Below are 22,699 nucleotides of genomic sequence, written 5' to 3' on the forward strand. Positions count from 1 at the left end.
CAGTTTATCCGACCACACTGCCGAGCTGGAATATAGGCAGGTACATTGCAATGATTAGGCCACCAACAAGCACGCCCAGCACCGCCATGATCAGTGGCTCCATTAGGGTCGTGAGGTTGTCGACCATGTTGTCGACTTCGTCTTCGTAGAAGCTAGCGACCTTGTCTAGCATCTCATCCAGCGACCCCGACTCCTCACCAATGGCGGTCATCTGGATAGCCATTGATGGGAAAACCCCGGTCGTCCTCATTGAGAAATTCAACTGCACGCCTGACGATACGTCGTTACGTATCTTAACTACGGCATTGCGGAACACAACGTTACCGGTAGCCCCACCAACTGAATCCAGCGCATCGACCAATGGGACTCCTGCTGCGAATGTGGTCGACAACGTCCGCGCATAGCGAGCCACTACTGCCTTGTACATAATGTCGCCAACGATTGGCGTTTTTAGAAGCCCCCGATCGAGCGCGTCGCGGAATTTCTCCGACCGCTTGTAGCTGTGCTTGAACAGAAAAGCTGCAGCGAACAGGCCGATTAATACAAGGTACCACCATTCCTGCAACCATCGGGAAAGCCCAACCACCATCTGCGTAAAAGCCGGCAACTCGGCGCCAAACCCTTCAAACACGCTCTCGAACTGCGGCACGACCTTGATCAATAGGATAGCCGATACGATGATCGCCACGACGATGACCGCTATGGGATAGGTCATCGCTTTCTTGATTTTTGCCTTTAGCTGTTCTGTCTTTTCTTTGTAAGTCGCCACACGATCCAATAGGGTTTCTAGCGCACCGGACTGCTCACCGGACTCCACCAGGTTGCAATAAAGGTCATCGAAGTATTGCGGCTTCTTGCGCAGCGAACCGGCAAAGCTGTTACCGGCAGCGACCTCTTGCTTCACCTCATCAACCAACTTGCGCATATTGGGATTGTCAAAGCCCTCACCAATGATGTCGAAAGACTGAAGCAGCGGCACACCCGCCTTCATCATGGTCGCCATCTGCCGGGTAAACAGCGCGATGTCCATGGGTTTGATCTTTTTACCAGCGCTGAACAGCGAGACCGCTTTCTTGCGCACCTTGAGCGGATTGATGCCCTGCTTGCGGAGTTGCGCCTTGATCAGGGCAGGGCTTTGACCGGAAAGCTCACCTTTGATCTTGCTGCCCCTGCGGTCAGTCCCTTCCCAGGTGAACACACTGGTTTTCAACGCTTTTTCCGCCATGGTTAATCCTTGGTCACGCGGTTGACTTCTTCCAGACTGGTAATGCCATTCATGGCTTTGACCAGACCGGAAATGCGCAAATCATTGAAACCATCTTTGCGCGCCTGAATGGCGATATCGATGGAGTTGCCTTCCTCCATGATAAGCCGCTGCAGGGCAGGCGTGATTTTAACCACTTCATAAATACCGACACGGCCCTTGTATCCGCCATTGCAATTGTCGCAACCCACCGGACCATAGAGCTGAAATGTGCCGATCTTCTCTTCTGGGATTCCTTCCTTCAAAAGCGCCTCACGCGGCACCTCGACTTCTTTTTTACAGCCAGAGCAAAGCTTACGAGCGAGCCGCTGGGCGATGATCAGATTGACGGAGGTAGCAATATTGAACGCTGGCACGCCCATGTTGCGCAGACGGGTAAGTGTTTCCGCCGCACTGTTGGTGTGAAGCGTGGACATCACCATATGCCCCGTCTGGGCGGCCTTGACGGCGATTTCAGCGGTCTCGAGATCGCGGATCTCCCCCACCATGATGATGTCCGGATCTTGGCGCAGGAAAGCACGAAGCGCCTGAGCGAAGTCCATTCCCTGACGCGGGTTGACGTTGACCTGATTGATACCTTCAAGGTTGATCTCCACCGGATCCTCGGCTGTGGAGATATTCACGTCGACGGTATTAAGAATATTCAGACCGGTATACAGAGACACCGTCTTGCCTGAGCCGGTCGGCCCGGTGACAAGGATCATTCCCTGCGGCTGCTTTAGCGCGGTCAGATAGAGTTCTTTCTGGTCTTCCTCGTAGCCTAGGGCATCAATGCCCATCTTCGCGCTGGAGGAATCCAAAATACGCATCACGATTTTCTCGCCCCACAGCGTGGGCAAGCTGTTAACGCGAAAATCGATGGACTTGGTTTTGGAGACCTTCATCTTGATCCGGCCGTCCTGCGGCTTGCGCCGCTCAGCGATATCAAGCGCTGCCATGACCTTCAAGCGCGCAGAAATTCGGCTGACTAGTTGAACAGGCGGCCTCGCCACTTCGTGCAGGACACCATCGGTGCGAAAGCGAACACGATAGGACTTTTCATAAGGTTCGAAGTGCAGATCCGATGAGCCTCGCTTGATCGCATCCAGCAGCATCTTATTGACGAAGCGAACCACCGGTGCATCATCGGCTTCGTTATGCTCCCCTTCTTCCTTCTCCGTGGCTCCGCCTGGTATTTCGACGTCCAACTCATCGAGATCTGAGTCGGTCATGCCGTCCAGAGCGGTATTAGCCGACTCAAACAACTTATCAATGGCGTCGCCGAGCTTGTCGTCTTCCACCAGCACCGACTCGACCGAAAGCCCGGTATTGAACTGGATATCGCTGATAGCTTGATGATTGGTCGGATCTGAAATAGCCACATACAGCTTATTGCCGCGACGCTGCAGCGGCAGTGCACGGTGCTGGCGGACCAGCTTCTCGCTGACCAGATCCTTGGGCTGGGTTTCTTTATCCAGCGTACCAAGGTCGAAATAAGGCACCCCGAACTGCTCACCTGCAACTTCCGTCACCGCCCGGCTTTTGACCAGCTTGTTCTGCACCAGCCAGGAAACCAGCGGCACATGGTTGCGCTGAGCTTGCTGCTGCGCCTGCAGCGCGACCTTTTCATCAAGCTGGCCGACCAGTACCAACTGGCGAGCCAAGCCACCGAGGGGAGCGTTTTCGTTCATTGGACTGCCTATAAAGGCTGGGGAAATGTCGCGCCCTTATAACGCGTTTCCCACCTCGCGCCAAACTCCCAAAAACCAAGTGGCAAATATTGTCACTTGGTGACTGCATCGGCTCTACGAATAACGCGACCCGCGGTTAACCAGCTGACATCAGTCAGTCGTATAACTCGGCATCTACTGTAGGAGGCGCGCCCCGCGCTGAAGGGAGAGATCATCCCACTTCAGATAAAAAAATCGTCTCGTGGGCTGCCTCCCCGCTGCATCCCAATAGCAGCTCTTAGCGAGCCCCTCCTCCGCGTAACGCCCGCCCACTGGGCTCCGCCAGCGCTCTCCCTGGTATTGTGGAGACGCGCCCCTGCGGCGAAGGCACGTTTTACCGTTCCACACTAGGCCAGGCTCCCCCTACCCCAAACGAGTAAGCCATTGCAGACCAAAACTTGATTCACCACACAATCCAGCCTCTTAGCCTGCCTACCCTTCCATGCTTGGCACAGAAGCTGCTGCTGTATTTACAGGTCCAACGACCTCACCAACAAAGGAGCTTTTCAATGAAGTCCATCAAGAAGCAAAAAGGTTTTACCCTGATTGAGTTGATGATTGTGGTTGCAATCATCGGCATTCTGGCCGCGATCGCCATTCCGCAGTTCAACGAATATCGGGCAAAAGCCAACGACTCCACTGCTCAGGCTGATGTGAAGAACTCCATCAGTGTAATGACTGCCGCTCAGCGCTAAGGGTGACCTAAATGAAAAAGAATCTTCTGGCTCTGTTTGCTGTTTCCGCTGTTGTATTTGCCTCTTCGGTAATGGCTGCCCCCACTGCAATTGAGAGCGGCAATGCTATCGATACTGACGATTGCGCCATTCTAAGCGACACCGTTCGCCTCAACTTATCGAAGGGAGTTCATGGAGCGTACAACTGTGACGTGGCTCAAAACGCCATCAACGTTGGCGCATGCCATGAGAGCGGCAGCCGTAGCACTAGTTTGACATGTGCTCAGATTGGAGTTGATGCTGCCGGCGATCCAGTATTCAACGATCCAGGCTGTGCGGGCCAACCTGCTGGTCATGTTTTAACCGTTACTACCGCAAGTTTTCGCGGCTTCCGTGCTTCCAGCACCGGCGGTACTGTCGGCGCTCAGTCACTGAGCGCAAATTGCGCGGCTGGCGTGCCTGAAGCTCAGCTGGTTAATTTCCAATAAGCGTAGCGCTATAAATTCAGAGCGAGATAGGTCGTGGGAAAGATATTTCCCACGACCTTTCACTACTTTTCCTAAAGAAATTTGGAATATTTTTTCAATGAAATCCAAACTTTCCGGATTTACGTTGATCGAACTGATGATTGTAGTAGCCATTGTCGGAATTCTGGCCGCGTTAGCCATACCGAAATTCTCTGAATATCGTGCTAAAGCTAACGACAGCAATACTCAGGCCGATGTAAGGAATACTATTTGGATAATGTCATCCGCTATAGGTAAATAATTCTTAGACGATGCATTCAACAAAAAACTTACGCTTTAATCTCCCGTCCCTCTTGACAAAACCACCTGACCGGTAGCCGTTCATGCTGTCCTTTCCGAACATATCCACCGGTTTCCGCCTCGCTTTTCGCGCCCGTTTTGGCTGGCTAGCAATCGGCTCATTGCTTGCTCTTACTCTCTGCTCATTGCTCTCGGCGCAATTCAGTGGTCGCCAGCCCGCCACCGTGGCGCTGGATGTAGGCTTATCTCTGATTCGCCTGCTATTGCCCCTAGTCTTGGTATTGATGAGCCAGGAACTGCTGTCACGCGAATCCGACCGACGCTATTTTTTAAACACTTTGTCGTACCCGCATCCACGACACAGCCTTTTGCTAGGCCGTTTTATTGCCGTAGCCCTCATCACGGCCGGATTACTGTTGTTTCTCGCCGGCGCGCTGGCACTATTGGTCGGGTTAATCGGTCAAGGCTACGCACAAAATACATCGGTTGCTTTGGGCACCCATTACCTAATCACCATCGCATTTATCGGCCTGGACATGCTTATGCTGACCGCTGTCGCCACGCTGCTCTCGGTGGTTGCATCAACGCCCAGCTTCGTACTAATTGGCACCCTCGGCTTTATGCTTGTGGCCCGGTCGTTTGGCGCAATTGTCGAATTGCTCACCCGCGATGCAATGGTGGTGGGAGACGCCGAAAGGTACCGCTCCGGTGTCGGCCTGCTTAGCTATCTGCTGCCAGATCTGGGGGCATTGGATGTGCGCGCAATCACCCTCTACGGCCAGATGGAGCTGCTGCCCGCCGATTGGCCCTGGCTGGTGCTGTCAACCCTGAGCTACACGGTCGGCTTGCTTGCCGTGGCGGCATGGGCCTTGCAACGTAAACGCTTCGCCTGATATGCGCATGCGTCACTCGCTATTGTTCGCCCTGCTGAGTTTTATTCTCTTCGCAGGGATTGCTGCCTGGCGCGCCCAGCAGCCAGTCGCACTGACACCACAACTGTTCACCGACCGTGTTGTAGTATCCGCGCCTCTGCTTGTGATACTCCATGGAGGTGATCGGTTTTTGGCTGCGGACCTCGAAACTGTGCGCCTAGCCGCCACTGGTATGGATAACCGCGGCGTAGACACCGGGTATCTGATCCGCGCACAACGCGAAGTCGCCCGACTCAATCCTTGCCACGAAGACAACTACTATTTAGCCAACGGTCTGCTGACGTGGGGCGGCGCGGTGGAAGAAGGCAACGAGGTGCTGCGCGCGGCCGTCGAATGCCGCTTCTGGGACGAAATACCGCCCTTTTTCTACGGCATCAATCTCTCGTTCTTCCAGCACAACAACGAAGAAGCCGCACGGGTTTTGGAAATTGGTGCGCAACGATCTCCGCAGAACGCCGCAGCCATGCGCAAACTGGCGGTAATGCTCCGTGCCGAGCAGTTCGCCGATGAGCGCCTAGCTCTCAACTACCTGACCCAGCAACGTGATAACGCGTCCGATCCCAAGCTGCGCGAGATGCTGGACAAGCGTGTCATCCGTCTGCAGGGTTTGATTGAGCTACGCGAGGCACAGAGGCGCTACGAACAAGGACATGGACCGCTCACGACTCTTGATCAATTGGTCGAGCAGCACCTGATCGAGAGTCTGCCAAACGATCCCTTGCGCCTCGGCTACGAGCTACGCAATGGGCGCATCGAATTGAAGAAGTTAAAGATTGCCGGATTGGAGGAGCAACCTTGAGCGTAGCCGTAGAGTTTAAGGATGTCAGCCATACCTACCGGACGAAGGGCAAGCAGGTCCAGGCGGTGCGTGATGTCAGTTTCAGCCTGTCCGAAGGCGAGGTGTTTGGCTTTGTCGGTCCCAATGGCGCCGGCAAGTCCACCACTATCAAGATCTTGCTGGACATCATCAACGACTATCAGGGCCAGGTAACGCTCTACGGCACCGATGCCCGCCGCGCCGAATCCCGCCAGCACCTGGCCTATGTGCCGGAAGCACCGGCGCTGTACGACCAGTTCACCCCGTTGGAAATTCTGCGCATGGGCTTGTCCATGTACGGGATCAAACGCCGCGACGCCGATGCGTGGTGCCTGCAATGGCTGGAACGGTTCTCCGTGGACGGTACAGGCAAGCGGCGAATGCGTGAGCTATCCAAAGGCAATGCACAACGCGTTGCATTGGCGCATGCCATGGCGGTCGAGCCGCGACTGCTGATTCTCGATGAGCCACTTTCGGGCCTCGACCCGGTGGGCCGCAAGGATGTCGTCGAGATCCTCAACGATTACAAGAAGCAAGGCGGCGCTATCTTCTTCACCTCCCACGTGCTGCACGACGTGGAGCGCATCGCCGATCGTTTCGGCTTCATCAACAACGGCAAGCTGGTGACCGTCCGCTCCCCGCGGGAATTGGCTGCGGAAAGGGCGGACTGCTTCATCCTGCGCTATCAACTGGACAAGCCACTCAACCCTTCGTCCGTCGCACTGCGTCCAGGCGAGTACGAATGCGAGCTGTCGCAGACGGACTTGCCTGCCGCCATCGTCCACTTGAGCAACAACGGCGGCCACCTGCTGACCATCAAGCCTGCCGTATCCCTAGAAACCGTTTTCTTCCGCATCCTGGCCGAAGCATCCTGACCCGCCGTGTTGCCCGCACCACGAGCGTCGGATTACGCCCGGCTAATCCAACCTACCCGGCCCGACACGGTGGGTGCTTTCATAGGATGGAATCGCCGAAGGCGCTTCCATCGTTTACCACGTGCGGCACATCAATCGATCAAACATCGCACCCGCGCGCACCCTCGCGACCGCCGGATTACGCCTTCGGCTAATCCAACCTACCCGGCACGGACGGCTGCTTTCGTAGGATGGAATCGCCGAAGGCGCTTCCGTCGTTTACCACGTTTGGGCACTCGATCGGCCAAACCACCGCCCCCGCACGCACCTCTCGATCGTCGGATTACGCCTTCGGCTAATCCAACCTACATCGTCTGCGCATCGGTTTGCGTGCCGGCTTGTCGTTTATCACGAATAGGCCGCACCAGCCGAGGTTGGTCCCGCCTAAACTTCCAGCAAATGCAACGCCGGAGGCAAGGATGCCCAACTATCGTCGAGCCCTCGCTCCAGGAGCGAGCTGGTTTTTCACCGTCAATCTGTTGCAGCGCCGCGGTAATGATTTGCTGCTCCGCCATATTGATCTGCTCCGAGCGTCGGTCCGGCGAGTGCATCGGCGCCATCCCTTTACCATTGATGCCTGGGTAGTGCTGCCCGAGCACATGCATTGCGTCTGGACACTACCGCCAGGTGATGCGGACTACTCGCTGCGTTGGCGCTTGATCAAGACGTTCTTCTGCCGCGCCTTGCCTCCTGACGAGCATCGGTCAACGGTGCGCCTGCTGCGAGGCGAGCGCGGTGTCTGGCAACGTCGTTACTGGGAGCACATGATTCGTGACGAACTCGACTTCCGTCGGCATGTCGATTACGTCTATGTGAATCCGCTCAAGCATGGCCTAGTGCGGCGCGTCTGCGACTGGCCGCATTCGAGCTTTCATCGTGATGTGCGTGCCGGACTTTATCCGGCCGACTGGGCGGGCGATCCGTCACTTCTCGTCCCTGATGCGCGGTGTGGGTCCCGTGCCCCATAATCTCGTCGGATTACGCCTTCGGCTAATCCAACCTACGTTGCTTGGACGGCAAGTCAGCCCAAACAAAAACGCCCTGCATGGCAGGGCGTTTTCGCATCAACGAAGGGCTCGATTAGATCACGCCACGCTTGCGCAGCATGTCTATCACCTGCCTCGCGCCCTCTTCCACCGTTAACGATTCCGTATCAATCACCAGATCGGCGTTGCCCGGTACGTCATACGGGAAGGATTCGCCCGGGATGTTGTCGCCGCCCGCGGCGTATAGCCCCTGCGGATCGCGCTGCTGGCAGGCTTGCGGGGAGGCTTGCATGTAGACGGTAATGGTTCGATCGGCTCCGATCAGCCCCTTGGCCTGCTCGCGCCCTTCTGCATCCGGTGCGACAAAAGCTGCCAATGTAATCAGGCCCGCCTCGTTGAACTGGCGCGCTACATGCGCGGCCCGACGCCAGTTTTCGGTACGGCCCGCACGATCCTGCGGCAGACCTTTGTTCAGGTCATGGCGCAGGTTCTGGCCGTCAAGAACATAGACAGCTCGGCCCATATCGAACAGCTTGCGCTCCACCGCGTAGGCCAGTGTGCTCTTACCCGCGCCTGAAAGGCCGGTGAACAGCACGGTCGCAGGCTGCTGACCAAAGCGACTCGCACGCTCTTCAGTGGAGACATGCGCCAGTGCACCGTGGTGTCCTGATGAGCCTTGAACAACCGGATCGGCAATGATCATGCCCGCACCCACGGTGCCGTTGGTGAGGCGATCGATGACGATGAACGAGCCGGTGGTGCGGTTCTGCGCATAACCATCCAAGGCAATCGGGGCGTCCAGGCTGACCTTGACCCGGCCGATCTCGTTGAGCTGCAAACTGCTGGCCGCGCCATGCTCCAAGGTATTCACGTCAACCCGATGGGTAATGCTGGCAATCGAACCCGGCACGTAGCTGGTAGCACGTTTGATGTCGTACTTCTTGCCCGGCAGCATCGGCTCATCGGCCATCCATACCAACATGGCGTCGAAGCTGTCGACGATGCGGGGCTGATTGTCAGCATGGACTAGCATGTCGCCACGCGACACGTCAATTTCGTCTTCCAAGGTCAGAGTAATGGCCTCGCCCGGCGTGGCCTGTGCCAGCTCACCATCGAAGGTGACGATGGATTTGACCTTGCTGCGCTTGCCGGATGGCAGAACCACCACCTCGTCGCCCTTGCGCACGACACCGCTGGCGAGTGTGCCGGCGAAGCCGCGGAAGTTGAGGTTGGGACGATTGACGTACTGCACCGGGAAGCGTAAGTCATCGAAGTTGCGGTCGCCGGCGATCTCGACGCTCTCGAGAATTTCCATCAGCGACTGGCCTTCGTACCAGGGCGCACGCTCGGAACGGTTGACCACGTTGTCGCCCTTGAGCGCCGACATGGGCACGAAGTGCAGCGAAGTCGGCTGGAGCTCGATGCGCTCGGCGAACGCCAGATAGTCTGCCTTGATGCGTTCGAAAACGGACTGATCGAAGTCCATCAGGTCCATCTTGTTGATGGCCACGACGATGTGCTTGATGCCCAGCAGTGAAGTGATAAAGCTGTGGCGCTTGGTCTGGGTCTGCACGCCATAGCGGGCGTCGACCAGGATGATCGCCAGGTCGCAGGTAGAGGCGCCGGTCGCCATGTTGCGCGTGTACTGCTCATGACCGGGGGTGTCGGCGATGATGAACTTGCGCTTGGCGGTGGAGAAATAGCGGTAGGCGACATCGATGGTGATGCCCTGCTCGCGCTCGGCCTGCAGGCCGTCGACTAGCAGCGCGAGGTCGACGTCGTCACCGGTGGTGCCGGATTTCTTCGAGTCGCGGGTGATGGCTTCGAGGTGATCCTCATAGATCATCTTCGAGTCGTGCAGCAAGCGCCCAATCAGGGTGCTCTTGCCGTCGTCGACGTTGCCGCAAGTGAGGAAGCGCAGCAGCTCTTTGCGTTCGTGCTGGGCCAGGTACGCGAGGATGTCGGCGGAAATCAAGTCGGATTGGTGGCTCATTGCATTCTCCGAGCTGGAAGCTGGAAGCTGGAAGCTGGAAGTAACAGCCCCTCACACCAGCAGCATGCTCTGCTATCAGTCGTTACGAATGGTTTGAATTAAGCTGGACAGCATGGCGGCGATTTCTCGGGTCTCCTGAATGCTCGGCTTCGCAAACTCTTCGGATACGAAGCCTGCCTCCCGACCAATATAAAGTTGCGTTCGAAGCTCCGCACAGGAGCCTTTGGCGATCAGCAGAAAGCGCACCTTTTCTCTCATACCTTCCCGGCTCATGCCTTCGGCGATATTGCTTGGGATGGATAAGCCCGAACGCGTAATTTGGTCTTTGAACCCGCGCTCGCGAGAGTCGGTTAGCTGTCGATACAGATTGACGGACAGCCTTGCCGATCTCTTCCACACGTCCAGATTCTCAAAATTCATGCAGCGCTCCTTGCTGCTCTCGCTTCAAGCTTCCGGCTTCAAGCTTTCAGCTGCGTTTAGAAATAGCCCTGACGTTTCTTTTCTTCCATCGAACCTGCGCCATCGTGATCGATGACGCGGCCCTGACGTTCGGAAGTGCGCGTCAGGAGCATTTCCTGGATGATCTCCGGCAATGTCGAGGCCGTGGACTCCACCGCACCGGTCAACGGGTAGCAGCCGAGGGTACGGAAGCGAACCATGCGCTTTTCGATACGCGTCTTTTCCTCGTCGGTGAGGTGTTCGAGGATCCGCTCGTCGTCGATCATGATCAGGGTGCCGTTTTTCTCGATGACCTCGCGTTCGGCAGCGAAGTACAGCGGCACGATCGGAATCTGTTCCAGGTAGATGTACTGCCAGATGTCCAGCTCGGTCCAGTTCGACAGCGGGAAGACCCGAATGGATTCGCCCTTCTTCACCTTGCCGTTGTAGACGTTCCACAACTCGGGGCGCTGGTTCTTCGGATCCCAACGATGCTTGCTGTCGCGGAAGGAGTACACACGCTCCTTGGCACGGGATTTCTCTTCGTCACGCCGGGCGCCGCCGAAGGCTGCATCGAAGCCATGTTTGTCGAGCGCCTGTTTCAGGCCCTCGGTCTTCATGATGTCGGTGTGCTTGGCGCTGCCATGAGTGAACGGATTTATATTCTGCGCGACACCGTCTGGGTTGATGTGCGTGATCAGATCCAGATCCATCTCGGTGACCATCTTCTCGCGGAAGCGGTACATTTCTTGAAATTTCCAGCGAGTGTCGACATGCATCACCGGGAACGGCAACCGGCCAGGGAAAAACGCCTTGCGTGCCAGATGCAGCATCACGGCCGAATCCTTGCCGATGGAATAGAGCATCACCGGGTTGTCGAATTCGGCGGCCACCTCACGGATGATGTGGATGCTTTCCGCCTCCAGCTGTTTCAGATGCGTCAGTTTGTCGACCATGGCTACTCACGAATTTGCAGGTGGACGGCCGGCACGGCCGGAACGAGGGCGCAACTTTAACACGGCACAAACTTCTAATCAGGTCGTCTGTTAGATCTAAATGATCTAGGTTTATGCCGGCGAATCCGCGCCCCATTCCTCATGGAACGCGGTCCAGACAATCGGCATCGCCGGTCAGGCCGGGTTTGGGCAATCGATGAATAGATGCTCGATGGGAAATCGTTTCGCCAGATACTCGCCAAGCGCCTGGACCCCGTAGCGCTCCGTGGCGTGGTGGCCGGCGGCGAAAAAGCTCAGTCCGTTTTCCCGCGCGATGTGCACCGTGGGCTCTGAAACCTCTCCCGTTAGATAGGCATCGACACCAGCCGTCACGGCTTGATCGATATAACCCTGGGCACCGCCTGTACACCAGGCAATCCGCCTGATCGGTTCTGCCCCTTCGATCATCAGCGGTTCGCGCCCGAGCGCCGATTCTACCCGACGCATGAAGTCGGCAGGGGCGAGCGGCGAATCGAGGGAGCCGACAAGGCCAACCGAGCGGGGGTTGTCAGGCTCCAGAGGCCCCTCCACGGTCAGCCCGAGCATCTTCGCCAACTGCACGTTATTGCCGACCTCTGGATGCACATCGAGAGGCAGATGGTAGGCAAGTAGGCTGATGTCGTGGCTGAGTAGCGTCTTCAGTCGGCGCTGCTTGATGCCCACGACGCGTGGGTCCTCGTTCTTCCAGAAATAGCCGTGGTGCACCAGCACCACGTCGGCCTGCGCCTCAACCGCCGCATCGAGCAACGCCTGGCTGGCGGTTACGCCGCTGACGATGCGGCGCACCTGCGGCCGCCCTTCCACTTGCAGGCCGTTGGGGCAATAGTCGGAGATCTTGGCGGCGCTCAGGTAGCGATCAGCCTCTTCGACTAGCGTAATTAGCGCAACGGCCATGTGGACAGTCCTCGTAAAGAAAATTGATTGATCAACGCTGGCTATCGAAGGCGAAAGACCGTACAGGTGCCCATCTGCAAAACGACATGGCTAACCGCTTCGCCAATCCGCACAGATTCACTATCGGCAAGGCTGCAATTCGCCGCCAGCTTCGTATAATGCCGCCACCTTAAGGGGGCGCTATAGCCCTCCGCAACCTGTCCGGATTTTCAATCGCGATGATCAATGCCCTGCGTTTTCTTGGCTGGCCGTTGCTGGTAGGCCTGCTAGTGGCCCTGCTGATCATTCAGCGCTACCCGCATCTGGTGGGCCTTAGCGACGAGCCGGAATATAAGCTGCAGCAAACGCCGCTGGTGGGCATACCGCAGCAAGGCCCCTACTCCTATGCCAACGCGGTCAGCAGTGCAGCGCCGGCGGTCGCCAATCTCTACACCACTAAGGTGATCGACAGCTCCAGCCAGCCACCGATGCTCAAGGACGATCCACTGTTCCGGAGATTTTACGGCGATAACCTGCCGCGGCAGCGCCGCATGGAGTCGAGCCTGGGCTCAGCGGTGATCATGAGCCCAGAGGGCTATCTGCTGACCAACAACCACGTCACGGCCAACGCCGAGCAGATCGTCGTGGCCTTGCGAGATGGTCGGGAAACGCTTGCGCGGGTGATCGGCAGCGACCCCGAGACGGATCTTGCGGTGCTGAAGATCGATCTGGCGGATCTTCCGGCGATTACCATCGGCCGCTCCGACGGTATCCGCATTGGCGACGTGACGCTGGCGATCGGCAATCCGTTCGGGGTAGGTCAAACCGTGACCATGGGCATCATCAGCGCCACAGGGCGCAACCAGCTGGGCCTTAATACCTACGAGGACTTCATCCAGACCGACGCAGCCATCAACCGGGGCAATTCAGGTGGCGCGCTGGTCGACACCGCGGGGCACCTGATCGGCATCAACACGGCGATCATCTCCGAATCCGGCGGCTCGCAGGGCATCGGTTTCGCGATTCCGGTGAAGCTTGCGATGGAAGTGATGAAATCCATTGTCGAGCATGGTCAGGTGATTCGCGGTTGGCTCGGCGTGGAGGTGCAATCCCTTACCCCTGAATTGGCGGAGTCGTTCGGCCAGGCCGGACGGCCGGGAATCGTCGTAGCAGGGGTTTATCGCGATGGTCCAGCAGAACGCGCCGGGTTGCTCCCAGGAGACCTGATTCTCAGCATCGATGGACAGCAGGCTGTCGACGGCCGCAGTTCGATGAACCAGGTCGCCCGCGCGCGCCCTGGCGACGACATCGACATCGATATCCTGCGCAACGGCAAGCCAATGACGCTGACCGCCGAAGTCGGGATGCGGCCGTTGGTAGAAAAGAGTCCTCAATAGATCGCAAGCAATCTTACGTTGCTTGCGATCGGGACGATCAGACGATGCCTTTCAACGCCTCGAGCAAGGCCTGATTCTGCTCCGGTGCGCCAATGGTGATCCGCAGGAACTGCTCGATGCGCGGCTGCTTGAAATGCCGCACGATCACGCTCTGCTCGCGGAGCGCCGCAGCGAGCTGGGCAGCATCGCGTTGCGGATGCCGGGCGAAGATGAAGTTGGCCGCGGACGGCAGCACCTCGAAGCCTAAATCCTGCATCGCGGCGATCACGGCCTCGCGGCTGGCGATCACTCGCTGACAGCTGTGCTCGAAGTACTCGCGATCATCAAACGCAGCCGCGGCGCCAGCGATGGCGATGCGGTCCAGGGGATAAGAGTTGAAGCTGTTCTTGATGCGCTCCAATGCCTCGATCAGATCCGGATGCCCAACAGCCAAGCCGACCCGCAGGCCTGCCAGCGAGCGCGACTTTGACAGCGTCTGGGTGACCAACAGGTTCGGGTAGCGGTCCACCAACGCAATGGCCGAGGTACCGCCGAAATCGATGTAGGCCTCATCCACCAGCACGACGGAATCCGGATTGGCCTGCAGCAGCCGCTCGATCGCATCGAGTGCCAGCAGGCAGCCAGTCGGCGCATTGGGATTCGGAAATATGATCCCGCCGTTTGGCCGGACATAATCGTCGACGTCGATCTGGAACTGCCCACCCAACGCAACGGCCTCGAAATCGATGCCATACAAACCGCAATAGACCGGATAGAAGCTGTATGTCACGTCGGGAAACAGCAGCGGCTTGCCGTGCTGAAAGAGGCCGTGGAACGCATGGGCGAGTACTTCGTCCGATCCGTTGCCGACAAAGACCTGCCCTGGTTGCACATTGTAATAATCGGCAACCGCATGCTTGAGGCGATCGCCGTTCGGGTCAGGGTACAACCGCAGACTGTCACTGACTTCGGCCTGCATCGCCTTGATCGCCTTTGGCGATGGGCCGTACGGGTTCTCATTGGTATTGAGCTTGACCAGGTTGGCCAGCTTCGGCTGCTCACCCGGCACGTAGGGCACCAGTTCCTTGACGAAGGAACTCCAGAATTTACTCACTGCCCTTTATCTCCTTCGCTATCAATCAATGGATCGCAGGAGCTGAACGATGAAGGTGTTGCGTGACGCCTCGGTGAATGTGAAAGCGACACCCACCCAAGATGTTTCGCTACACCGAGCCGTCTCCTTCGCTCAAGTCCTAGCAGTTCAAAGCCGCTATCGGTCTTACTGCTTTATCCGGTATTCGGCACTGCGCGCGTGTGCAGTCAGCGACTCGCCGCGAGCCAGCACCGAGGCGATCTTACCCAGCTCAGAAGCGCCCGCAGCCGAGCAATTGATGATCGACGAGCGCTTCTGGAAATCGTAAACCCCCAGCGGCGAGGAAAATCGCGCTGTGCCCGAGGTCGGCAAGACGTGATTCGGCCCGGCACAGTAGTCGCCCAAGGCTTCGGCGGTGTAGCGCCCCATGAAGATCGCACCGGCGTGGCGGATCTCAGGCAGCCATTGTTCGGGATTCGCGACGGAGAGTTCAAGGTGCTCGGGCGCGATGCGGTTGGCGACTTCGATCGCTTGTTGCATATCGGCAACCTGGATCAGTGCTCCTCGCCCCTGTAGCGACGCCCGGGCAATCTCGTTACGTTCCAGGGTCGGCAACAGACGCGCAATGCTCTCGGCGACGCGATCAAGGAATGCCGCATCCGGGCTGACCAGAATCGATTGGGCATCCTCGTCGTGCTCGGCCTGGGAAAACAGGTCCATGGCGATCCAGTCAGGCTCGGTCTGGCCGTCGCAGACCACCAGGATTTCGGAGGGACCGGCGATCATGTCGATGCCGACCTTGCCGAACACGTGGCGCTTGGCAGTGGCGACATAAATGTTGCCCGGGCCGACGATCTTGTCCACAGGCGGCACGCTCTCGGTGCCATAGGCCAGCGCAGCCACGGCCTGGGCTCCGCCGATGGTGAAGACCCGATCGACGCCGGCGATGCAGGCGGCCGCCAGCACCAACTCGTTGAGTTCGCCACGCGGTGTGGGCACGACCATGACCACTTCCGGCACACCGGCGACCTTCGCCGGAATGGCGTTCATCAGCACGGACGAGGGATATGACGCCTTGCCGCCGGGCACGTAGAGCCCCGCGCGATCGAGCGGCGTGACCTTCTGGCCGAGCACGGTGCCATCGGCTTCGGTGTAGGTCCAGGAGTCCTGTTTCTGCTTTTCGTGATAACGGCGGACCCGCTCCGCCGCGGCCTCCAGGGCCTGGCGCTGGGCTGGACTGATACGCTCGAGCGCCAGTTCAAGGCGTTCGCGCGGCAGGATCAGGTCGGCCATCGAGGCCACCTCGAGGCCATCGAAACGCTGGGTCAACTCAACCAGGGCAGCATCGCCGCGCTCACGTACTGCCTGAATGATTTCCAACACACGCTGGTTGACGCCGTCATCGGACACGCTTTCCCAGCTCAGCAGGTGATCCAGGTGTCGCGAGAAATCAGGATCGGCAGCGTTGAGTCGGCGGATGTCGATGGGAGCGGTCATAACAGGCCTCATGAGAATGCTTACAAGCGGGTTTTCAGGCGCCTCTAGATTAACAAGCCAGCCGTGCGGGCACCTGAGAATTTAGGCTATGACACGGCTAGGCGAGCCGGCTATCAGCAGCCGCAGGAGGAATCAGCGTTGATACGTTATTGCGTGCTGCAACGCATCGATCAATGCCTGGATCCGCGTGTGCTGCATTTTCATCGATGCCTTGTTGACCACCAGGCGCGAACTGATCATGGCGATCAGTTCCTGCGGTTCCAGCCCGTTGGCTCGCAACGTATTGCCGGTATCGACGACGTCGATGATCTTATCCGCCAGCCCTACCAGCGGTGCGAGCTCCATCGAGCCGTAGAGCTTGATGATGTCGACCTGGCGACCCTGCTCGGCATAGTAGCGTTTGGCGACATTGACGAACTTGGTCGCCACCCGCAGCCGCCCCTTTGGCTCCGCTGCACCCACCTTACCGGCCGTCATCAGCTTGCAGTTGGCGATCTTCAAGTCGAGCGGCTCATACAGGCCCTGCCCACCGTATTCCAGCAATACGTCCTTGCCCGCTACGCCGAGATCCGCCGCGCCGTGCTCGACATAGGTCGGCACGTCGGTGGCACGCACGATCAGCAGACGCACGTCATCTTGCGTGGTCGGGATGATCAGCTTGCGGCTTTTCTCCGGATTCTCGGTGGGAACGATACCCGCCGCGGCCAGCAAAGGCAGGGTGTCGTCGAGAATGCGGCCTTTGGAAAGGGCGATGGTAAGCATGGACGTTATTCCTTGGAGCCTGTTGATGGCGGCCTTGGCGCAGGCGGAAGCAGCGATTGCAAGTTTTGACCATGGCAGAGGCTCGACGGAGCACGCGGCTATGGCCTATTGCCAATCGCTAGCCCGGTACGCGGCGGATCTTGGCGCCCAGCAATTGCAGCTTTTCTTCGATGCACTCGTAACCACGGTCGATGTGGTAGATGCGATCGATCAGAGTATCGCCTTCGGCGACCAGACCGGCGATCACCAGGCTCGCCGAAGCGCGCAGATCGGTCGCCATGACAGGTGCGCCCTTGAGCTTCGGTACGCCGGTCACGATCGCGGTATTGCCCTCGACGAGAATCTGCGAGCCCATGCGGTTCATTTCGTAGACGTGCATGAAGCGATTCTCGAACACCGTCTCGATAACCGTGCCAGTGCCTTCGGCGACCGCGTTCATGGCGATGAACTGCGCCTGCATGTCGGTGGGAAAGGCCGGGTAAGGCGCCGTACGGACGTTCACCGCTTTCGGCCGATTACCCTTCATATCAAGCTCGATCCAATTACTGCCGGTGTCGATGTGAGCACCAGCCTCCTCGAGCTTGTGTAGCACCGCCTCGAGCAGAGTGGCATCGGTGTCCTTGAGCTTTACTCGTCCACCGGTTGCGGCAGCGGCGACCAGGTAAGTGCCCGTCTCGATACGGTCCGGCATCACGCTGTAGCGACCACCACCCAGGCGCTTCACGCCGTCGATGGTGATGGTATCGGTACCCGCACCGGAAATCTGCGCGCCCATGGCGTTGAGGAAGTTGGCCAGGTCGACCACTTCCGGCTCACGGGCGGCGTTTTCCAACACGCTGCGGCCATTGGCCAGCGCCGCCGCCATCATGATGTTCTCGGTGCCGGTCACGCTGACGATGTCGAAGAAGAAATGCGCGCCGCGCAAGCCGCCAGCCGGCGCCCGCGCCTTGATATAGCCGCCTTCGACATCGATCTGCGCGCCCATCGCTTCCAGGCCGCGGATGTGCAGGTCGACCGGGCGCGAACCGATGGCACAGCCACCCGGCAGGGCGACTTCCGCCTCGCCGAAGCGCGCCACCATGGGCCCGAGCACCAGGATCGAGGCGCGCATGGTCTTGACCAGCTCGTAAGGCGCGACCAGCGTCTGGATGCTGCTGGCGTCGACTTCAACGCTGAGCTTTTCATCGATGACCGGCTGCACACCCATGCGACCGAACAGTTCGATCATGGTGGTGATGTCATGCAGGTGCGGCAGGTTGCAGACGGTAACTGGCGTATCGGCCAGCAGCGTGGCGGCCAGAATTGGCAGGGCCGAGTTCTTGGCACCGGAGATGCGAATCTCGCCATTGAGGCGAGCACCGCCGGTAATGATCAATTTGTCCATGGATGTTCCCGTAACCCGCAGGCGCGAAGCGCTTGCGAAGAGGAGCCGTGCACGGCGTCACCGCCTGCGCACGGGCTGAAAGATATCTGTCGCGACCGGCGATCAGCTGCGTGCAAGCCAGTCGGCACGGCTGAAGAATTTCATCGTGACGGCGTGAATGCTGCCATCGGCGATCCATGGGTTCAGATGCGCGTAAATTTGCTGCTGACGCTTGACCGGCCCCAGACCAGCCAGCTCGTCACTGATCACGTTCAGCTGGAAGTTGCAGCCTTCGCCTTCGACTTCCACCTGAGCACCTGAAAGCTTCTGTTCCAGAAAATTCTTAACTTCTACGGCCTGCATGTTCAACCTCGATCGGCGCCGGACGCGCGCGGCCGGCCATCATACAAAAAAGCCCGAAGGCTGCGAACCCCGAAGCCGCCCTGCCTGACGAACTCGCTCAATCGAGGGTTTCGGCATCGTTGTCGCGCCGCAGCGGGTGCCGGCCAGGAGCCGAAACCGCCGGAAAACGAGAAGAAGCGAAGCGCACCACCAGAATGGCCATCGCCAGCAACAGAATCGCTCCGGAAATATAGACGACGCCCATGTCAGGAGCATGATGGTGCGAAACGTCAGAAATCAGCAGCCGGGTCAACGCGGTGATCGCCACGTAGATCAGGAATCGCACCGGCATATGGTTGGTCTTGAAATAAATGCCGACCATCGCGCCGAGTTCGAGATAGATGAATAGCAACAGAATGTCATCGACGCTGATACTGCCCTTGCCGAGCATGTCGAGAAAGGTCAGCAAGCCGGCCCATGCGGTGATGGCGCCAATGGCGAACAGCGACAGGTAGTGAAACGTCTCTACCAACAGATTGCCCAGCGACTCCGCAAGCAGATGCACCTTGGCTCGCGTCGATTCGGCCCATCGCAGCAACATCAGACAGCTCCTCGTGCTTCGTCCGCCAAAGCGAGAACGTCCAGCAGGCCGGATACCCGAGCGATTTCTCGCATGTCTTCCGGCATGCCGACGATCAATACCTCACGACCCGTCGCCATGGCGTCGCGGGTAAAGGCAAGCAGCAATGAAAGCCCGACGCTGCTGGACTTCTCCACGGCAGTGCAATCGATCAGCACCCGCCTTGTCTTGCCCTTGCGGATCAGGTCTTGGCCGGCGCGCCGCAGGGTCGGCCCGGTCTGGTAGTCGAGCACGCCGGAAAGCCGTAGCTCACCATCGGCGCCACCTTCGACCAATGCCTCACTCATCGCCCGCCGCCTGCTGGCCGGCCTCGGTATCCTTGGCTCGTGCAACCACTTCAGCCCAGCCATCGATGGTCTTGTCCAAATTTCCGCCGTTCTTCTGCATCGCATCGGCGAATTGGTCACGGAACAGCTTGCCGATATTGATCCCGTTGATGATCACATTGCGGACACGCCATTCACCGCCCTGATTGACCATGGTGTAGGACACCGGATAGATCTCGCCCTGGCGGCCGGTCACTTCCATACCAACGCTGGTGCGTTCGGCATCCTGCTTGCCACTGGACGGCAACACGCGGATCTGCTGATTGTTGTATTCCAGCAAGGCGTTACCATAGAACTGCATCAGGCTGCGCTTGAAGTTTTCCTGGAAGCGAGTCATCTGCTCCGGACTGGCGTTACGCGAGTACTTCACCGTCATGATGCTGCGGGAAATCCCTTCCGCATCGACCACCGGACCGAGAATGTCGTTGAGCGACTCGTAGAACGCATTCGGGTCCTGACGGTACTGATCCTTGTTGGCCTTGAGATCGGCGAGCAGCTCATCGGTGGTTTTCTGGATCACTTCGTGAGCGCTAGGGGCCGCCAGAGCCAACATGGGCAGGGTGGCCAATAACACCAGCAAGCCGCGACGCAGGGCATTCATCATGTGGATACTCCTCACTCTCTATTGACCGAATTAAGCAAAAACTTGCCGATCAGCTCTTCCAGAACCAAGGACGACTGGGTATCACGAATCGTATCGCCGTCCGCCAAAGTTTCCTCTTCGCCACCGACGCTGATACCGATATATTTCTCGCCCAGCAAGCCGGCGGTCAGAATCGACGCCGTAGAGTCGACCGGAAGAATGTCGATGTCCTTCTGGATATCCAGCGTGACACGGCCGGTATAGCTTTCACGGTCCAAATCAATCGCGGTCACCTTGCCAATGGTCACACCAGCCATGGTGACCTTGGATCGGACACTGAGACCGGCAATATTGTCGAAATAAGCGTACAGCTTGTAGGTGTCTGCACTGTCGACGTTCAGCCCACTGACCCGCAGTGAAAGCAACAGGAGCGCCAGAACGCCCGCCAGGAGGAACAAGCCAACACCGATTTCCAGGGTGCGGATACGCATCAAAAATCTCCAAACATCAAGGCGGTCAGAATAAAGTCGAGGCCGAGTACTGCCAGCGAGGCGTAAACCACGGTTCGAGTGGTGGCGCGGCTGATGCCCTCGGAGGTCGGTTCGCAGTCATAGCCCTGAAACACCGCGATCCAGGTGACCACCACGGCGAACACCATGCTCTTGATAACGCCGTTGAGCACGTCAGAGGTAAAGGTGACGCTGTTTTGCATGTTGGCCCAGAACGAGCCTTCATAAACGCCGAGCCAGTCCACGGCCACCATCGCCCCGCCCCAGATGCCGACCACGTTGAAAATCACAGTCAGCAACGGCAGAGAGATGAAGCCGGCCCATAACCGCGGCGCGATGATGTATTTCAGCGGATCGACGCCGATCATTTCAAGGCTGGACAACTGCTCGGTGGACTTCATGTTGCCGATTTCCGCAGCCAGCGCAGACCCGGCGCGCCCGGCAAACAGCAAGGCGGTGACCACCGGTCCCAGTTCACGCAGCAACGTCAGCGCCACCATCTGCCCCACCGCCTGCTCGGAGCCGTAGCTGCTGAGAATGCTGTAGCCCTGCAGCGCCAACACCATGCCGATGAAGATACCGGACACCACCACGATGGCCAGCGAGAGCACGCCGACCGAGTAAAGCTGCCGAACCAGCAACGAGAAGCGATTGCTCAACCCACTGGGCCCGAACAACGCATGGAACAGGAACAAAGTCGCCCGCCCCTGCGCCGCGACCACGTTCAGCCCGCCCTCACCAAACATCCGGATTCGCTCGATCAATGAACGCTTACGCATCGGAGCCTCGCAGCAGATCCTCGGCATAGGCCGGTGCCGGAAAATGGAAAGGCACCGGCCCGTCCGCAGCCCCTTTCATGAACTGTTGAATTCGCGGGCTGGTCGATTCGCGCAGCTCGGCGGGCGTTCCCTGCCCCAGCACCTGACCGTCACCCACCACATAGATGTAATCGGCGATGCTCGCGGTTTCAGCCAGATCATGGGAAACCACGATACTGGTAATGCCCAGGGCGTCGTTCAGCATTCTAATCAACTGCACCAGAACTCCCATGGCAATCGGGTCCTGACCGGCAAAAGGTTCGTCATACATCAGGATCTGGGGGTCCAGTGCGATCGCGCGCGCCAGCGCCACACGACGCTTCATGCCTCCGGACAGTTCGTCGGGCATCAACTCGACCGCGCCGCGCAGCCCCACTGCCTGAAGCTTCATCAGTACGATGTCGCGGATCATCTCTTCCGGCAGCTTGGTATGCACGCGCAGCGGGAAGGCCACGTTCTCGAACACGTCGAGGTCCGTGAACAGGGCTCCGCTCTGGAACAGCACGCCCATCTGCTTGCGCATGTCGAACAATTCCCGGCGCGACAGGGTCGGCAGGTTGGTGCCGGCCACCCACACCTCTCCGCGCGCGGGCCTGAGCTGGGCGGCGATCAGCCGCAACAGCGTGGTCTTGCCACAGCCGGACGGGCCCATGATGGCCGTCACCTTGCCTCGCGGTATGGCGATATCGACGTTGTTGAATATGCTCCGCTCCCCGCGCATGAAGGTCACACCCTTCAGCTCGACGGCGTTAGCGTTGGCGGCGCTCATCGGATCTCCTTGGATACAGCCTGCGAATCAGACGCCCTCCGATCTTGGGGAGATACTTCGCAGAGCCGTTTTGGCGGCGCGAACTATAGCACCGCCCTCGGGACGTCCCAAGCAAAGGCCTGTATCGGCGCATGAACGAGCGCACATTCGTTCAGCTTCGGTTCAGCTCCAACGACCACGATCGGCTCGAAAGCTTTTCGGTGAGCGGCGCTAGGTTTTACCGTTATAATCCCGCGTTTCCATTTTCAGGCGACGACGT

At 58.5% G+C, this 22,699-nt stretch carries 25 protein-coding genes; 8 read left to right on the forward strand and 17 right to left on the reverse strand.

The window, feature by feature from the left end; translation table 11 throughout:
* Positions 1-4: 4 nt before the first annotated feature.
* On the reverse strand, positions 5-1,225 hold the full coding sequence (locus tag UF78_RS17425; RefSeq protein WP_045163483.1) for a type II secretion system F family protein: 1,221 nt from the start codon (positions 1,223-1,225) through the stop codon (positions 5-7).
* A gap of 2 nt (positions 1,226-1,227) precedes the next feature.
* Positions 1,228-2,934 carry a type IV-A pilus assembly ATPase PilB gene (gene pilB, locus UF78_RS17430; protein WP_045163484.1) on the reverse strand — a complete coding sequence of 569 codons (1,707 nt, stop codon included), beginning with the start codon at positions 2,932-2,934 and terminating at the stop codon, positions 1,228-1,230.
* 548 nt (positions 2,935-3,482) lie between these two features.
* On the opposite strand from pilB, the gene UF78_RS23220 reads away from it, so the two are divergent.
* The 7 genes from UF78_RS23220 (at position 3,483) to UF78_RS17460 (ending at position 8,045) form a co-directional block, all read left to right on the forward strand.
* On the forward strand, positions 3,483-3,668 hold the full coding sequence (locus tag UF78_RS23220; protein WP_037038490.1) for a type IV pilin protein: 186 nt from the start codon (positions 3,483-3,485) through the stop codon (positions 3,666-3,668).
* Between the two features lie 11 nt (positions 3,669-3,679).
* On the forward strand, positions 3,680-4,135 hold the full coding sequence (locus UF78_RS22930) for a hypothetical protein (protein ID WP_155397667.1): 456 nt from the start codon (positions 3,680-3,682) through the stop codon (positions 4,133-4,135).
* A 97-nt stretch (positions 4,136-4,232) separates the two neighbouring features.
* Positions 4,233-4,415: a type IV pilin protein gene (locus UF78_RS23225; RefSeq protein WP_045163485.1), complete on the forward strand. Its 183-nt coding sequence runs from the start codon at positions 4,233-4,235 to the stop codon at positions 4,413-4,415.
* A gap of 82 nt (positions 4,416-4,497) precedes the next feature.
* Entirely contained in the window at positions 4,498-5,307 is an 810-nt protein-coding gene (locus UF78_RS17445; protein ID WP_045163486.1) for an ABC transporter permease subunit, read from the forward strand.
* Between the two features lie 22 nt (positions 5,308-5,329).
* On the forward strand, positions 5,330-6,145 hold the full coding sequence (locus tag UF78_RS17450) for a hypothetical protein (protein WP_230623681.1): 816 nt from the start codon (positions 5,330-5,332) through the stop codon (positions 6,143-6,145).
* Positions 6,142-7,038 carry an ABC transporter ATP-binding protein gene (locus UF78_RS17455; protein WP_045163488.1) on the forward strand — a complete coding sequence of 299 codons (897 nt, stop codon included), beginning with the start codon at positions 6,142-6,144 and terminating at the stop codon, positions 7,036-7,038. The genes UF78_RS17450 and UF78_RS17455 overlap by 4 nt, the downstream gene beginning before the upstream one ends.
* Before the next feature lie 458 nt (positions 7,039-7,496).
* Complete coding sequence (locus tag UF78_RS17460) at positions 7,497-8,045, forward strand: REP-associated tyrosine transposase (RefSeq protein WP_045163489.1); 549 nt, start codon at positions 7,497-7,499, stop codon at positions 8,043-8,045.
* A gap of 112 nt (positions 8,046-8,157) precedes the next feature.
* On the opposite strand, the gene cysN is transcribed toward UF78_RS17460, so the two are convergent.
* The 4 genes from cysN to UF78_RS17480 form a co-directional block, all read right to left on the reverse strand.
* Positions 8,158-10,056 (reverse strand): sulfate adenylyltransferase subunit CysN, encoded by a 1,899-nt coding sequence (gene cysN / locus UF78_RS17465; RefSeq protein ID WP_045163490.1) that lies wholly within the window; start codon positions 10,054-10,056, stop codon positions 8,158-8,160.
* 75 nt (positions 10,057-10,131) lie between these two features.
* The gene (locus tag UF78_RS17470) at positions 10,132-10,476 is read right to left on the reverse strand and encodes a four helix bundle protein (RefSeq protein ID WP_045163491.1); all 345 of its coding nucleotides are present in this window, start codon (positions 10,474-10,476) and stop codon (positions 10,132-10,134) included.
* A gap of 56 nt (positions 10,477-10,532) precedes the next feature.
* Positions 10,533-11,450, reverse strand: coding sequence for a sulfate adenylyltransferase subunit CysD (gene cysD / locus UF78_RS17475; protein WP_045163492.1), 918 nt, complete (start codon positions 11,448-11,450; stop codon positions 10,533-10,535).
* Positions 11,451-11,624: 174 nt separating this feature from the next.
* Positions 11,625-12,383, reverse strand: a complete 759-nt coding sequence (locus UF78_RS17480) for a Nif3-like dinuclear metal center hexameric protein (protein WP_045163493.1) — start codon at positions 12,381-12,383, stop codon at positions 11,625-11,627.
* A gap of 218 nt (positions 12,384-12,601) precedes the next feature.
* Between UF78_RS17480 and algW the strand changes: the two genes are divergently transcribed.
* Positions 12,602-13,759 carry a Do family serine endopeptidase AlgW gene (gene algW / locus UF78_RS17485; RefSeq protein WP_045163494.1) on the forward strand — a complete coding sequence of 386 codons (1,158 nt, stop codon included), beginning with the start codon at positions 12,602-12,604 and terminating at the stop codon, positions 13,757-13,759.
* A gap of 37 nt (positions 13,760-13,796) precedes the next feature.
* On the opposite strand, the gene hisC is transcribed toward algW, so the two are convergent.
* From hisC to UF78_RS17540, 11 genes are all read right to left on the reverse strand, one after another.
* Positions 13,797-14,852: a histidinol-phosphate transaminase gene (gene hisC, locus UF78_RS17490; RefSeq protein WP_045163495.1), complete on the reverse strand. Its 1,056-nt coding sequence runs from the start codon at positions 14,850-14,852 to the stop codon at positions 13,797-13,799.
* A 165-nt stretch (positions 14,853-15,017) separates the two neighbouring features.
* Positions 15,018-16,328, reverse strand: coding sequence for a histidinol dehydrogenase (hisD, locus tag UF78_RS17495; RefSeq protein ID WP_045163496.1), 1,311 nt, complete (start codon positions 16,326-16,328; stop codon positions 15,018-15,020).
* Positions 16,329-16,460: 132 nt separating this feature from the next.
* Positions 16,461-17,090 carry an ATP phosphoribosyltransferase gene (gene hisG, locus UF78_RS17500; protein ID WP_045163497.1) on the reverse strand — a complete coding sequence of 210 codons (630 nt, stop codon included), beginning with the start codon at positions 17,088-17,090 and terminating at the stop codon, positions 16,461-16,463.
* 118 nt (positions 17,091-17,208) lie between these two features.
* Positions 17,209-18,474: a UDP-N-acetylglucosamine 1-carboxyvinyltransferase gene (gene murA / locus UF78_RS17505; RefSeq protein WP_045163498.1), complete on the reverse strand. Its 1,266-nt coding sequence runs from the start codon at positions 18,472-18,474 to the stop codon at positions 17,209-17,211.
* Positions 18,475-18,576: 102 nt separating this feature from the next.
* Complete coding sequence (locus UF78_RS17510) at positions 18,577-18,816, reverse strand: BolA family protein (protein ID WP_045163499.1); 240 nt, start codon at positions 18,814-18,816, stop codon at positions 18,577-18,579.
* Between the two features lie 97 nt (positions 18,817-18,913).
* Entirely contained in the window at positions 18,914-19,396 is a 483-nt protein-coding gene (locus UF78_RS17515) for a phosphate-starvation-inducible protein PsiE (protein ID WP_045163500.1), read from the reverse strand.
* The gene (locus UF78_RS17520; protein ID WP_045163501.1) at positions 19,396-19,722 is read right to left on the reverse strand and encodes an STAS domain-containing protein; all 327 of its coding nucleotides are present in this window, start codon (positions 19,720-19,722) and stop codon (positions 19,396-19,398) included. The genes UF78_RS17515 and UF78_RS17520 overlap by 1 nt, the downstream gene beginning before the upstream one ends.
* The gene (locus UF78_RS17525) at positions 19,715-20,365 is read right to left on the reverse strand and encodes an MlaC/ttg2D family ABC transporter substrate-binding protein (RefSeq protein ID WP_045163502.1); all 651 of its coding nucleotides are present in this window, start codon (positions 20,363-20,365) and stop codon (positions 19,715-19,717) included. Before UF78_RS17525 ends, UF78_RS17520 begins: the two co-directional genes overlap by 8 nt.
* A gap of 11 nt (positions 20,366-20,376) precedes the next feature.
* Positions 20,377-20,835 (reverse strand): outer membrane lipid asymmetry maintenance protein MlaD, encoded by a 459-nt coding sequence (gene mlaD / locus UF78_RS17530; protein ID WP_045163503.1) that lies wholly within the window; start codon positions 20,833-20,835, stop codon positions 20,377-20,379.
* The gene (mlaE, locus tag UF78_RS17535; protein ID WP_045163504.1) at positions 20,835-21,632 is read right to left on the reverse strand and encodes a lipid asymmetry maintenance ABC transporter permease subunit MlaE; all 798 of its coding nucleotides are present in this window, start codon (positions 21,630-21,632) and stop codon (positions 20,835-20,837) included. Before mlaE ends, mlaD begins: the two co-directional genes overlap by 1 nt.
* Entirely contained in the window at positions 21,625-22,440 is an 816-nt protein-coding gene (locus UF78_RS17540) for an ATP-binding cassette domain-containing protein (protein WP_045163505.1), read from the reverse strand. The genes mlaE and UF78_RS17540 overlap by 8 nt, the downstream gene beginning before the upstream one ends.
* Between the last annotated feature and the right edge of the window lie 259 nt (positions 22,441-22,699).

Source organism: Stutzerimonas stutzeri (assembly GCF_000952685.1).
Classification (GTDB): Bacteria; Pseudomonadota; Gammaproteobacteria; order Pseudomonadales; family Pseudomonadaceae; genus Stutzerimonas; species Stutzerimonas stutzeri_E.

Bases quoted from the DNA above. Each gene is read 5' to 3' on its own strand.
- UF78_RS17425 (WP_045163483.1), bottom strand. From the start codon at position 1,225: ATGGCGGAAAAAGCGTTGAAAACCAGTGTGTTCACCTGGGAAGGGACT.
- pilB (WP_045163484.1), bottom strand. From the start codon at position 2,934: ATGAACGAAAACGCTCCCCTCGGTGGCTTGGCTCGCCAGTTGGTACTG.
- UF78_RS23220 (WP_037038490.1), top strand. From the start codon at position 3,483: ATGAAGTCCATCAAGAAGCAAAAAGGTTTTACCCTGATTGAGTTGATG.
- UF78_RS22930 (WP_155397667.1), top strand. From the start codon at position 3,680: ATGAAAAAGAATCTTCTGGCTCTGTTTGCTGTTTCCGCTGTTGTATTT.
- UF78_RS23225 (WP_045163485.1), top strand. From the start codon at position 4,233: ATGAAATCCAAACTTTCCGGATTTACGTTGATCGAACTGATGATTGTA.
- UF78_RS17445 (WP_045163486.1), top strand. From the start codon at position 4,498: ATGCTGTCCTTTCCGAACATATCCACCGGTTTCCGCCTCGCTTTTCGC.
- UF78_RS17460 (WP_045163489.1), top strand. From the start codon at position 7,497: ATGCCCAACTATCGTCGAGCCCTCGCTCCAGGAGCGAGCTGGTTTTTC.
- cysN (WP_045163490.1), bottom strand. From the start codon at position 10,056: ATGAGCCACCAATCCGACTTGATTTCCGCCGACATCCTCGCGTACCTG.
- UF78_RS17470 (WP_045163491.1), bottom strand. From the start codon at position 10,476: ATGAATTTTGAGAATCTGGACGTGTGGAAGAGATCGGCAAGGCTGTCC.
- cysD (WP_045163492.1), bottom strand. From the start codon at position 11,450: ATGGTCGACAAACTGACGCATCTGAAACAGCTGGAGGCGGAAAGCATC.
- UF78_RS17480 (WP_045163493.1), bottom strand. From the start codon at position 12,383: ATGGCCGTTGCGCTAATTACGCTAGTCGAAGAGGCTGATCGCTACCTG.
- algW (WP_045163494.1), top strand. From the start codon at position 12,602: ATGATCAATGCCCTGCGTTTTCTTGGCTGGCCGTTGCTGGTAGGCCTG.
- hisD (WP_045163496.1), bottom strand. From the start codon at position 16,328: ATGACCGCTCCCATCGACATCCGCCGACTCAACGCTGCCGATCCTGAT.
- hisG (WP_045163497.1), bottom strand. From the start codon at position 17,090: ATGCTTACCATCGCCCTTTCCAAAGGCCGCATTCTCGACGACACCCTG.
- murA (WP_045163498.1), bottom strand. From the start codon at position 18,474: ATGGACAAATTGATCATTACCGGCGGTGCTCGCCTCAATGGCGAGATT.
- UF78_RS17510 (WP_045163499.1), bottom strand. From the start codon at position 18,816: ATGCAGGCCGTAGAAGTTAAGAATTTTCTGGAACAGAAGCTTTCAGGT.
- UF78_RS17515 (WP_045163500.1), bottom strand. From the start codon at position 19,396: ATGTTGCTGCGATGGGCCGAATCGACGCGAGCCAAGGTGCATCTGCTT.
- UF78_RS17520 (WP_045163501.1), bottom strand. From the start codon at position 19,722: ATGAGTGAGGCATTGGTCGAAGGTGGCGCCGATGGTGAGCTACGGCTT.
- UF78_RS17525 (WP_045163502.1), bottom strand. From the start codon at position 20,365: ATGATGAATGCCCTGCGTCGCGGCTTGCTGGTGTTATTGGCCACCCTG.
- mlaD (WP_045163503.1), bottom strand. From the start codon at position 20,835: ATGCGTATCCGCACCCTGGAAATCGGTGTTGGCTTGTTCCTCCTGGCG.
- mlaE (WP_045163504.1), bottom strand. From the start codon at position 21,632: ATGCGTAAGCGTTCATTGATCGAGCGAATCCGGATGTTTGGTGAGGGC.
- UF78_RS17540 (WP_045163505.1), bottom strand. From the start codon at position 22,440: ATGAGCGCCGCCAACGCTAACGCCGTCGAGCTGAAGGGTGTGACCTTC.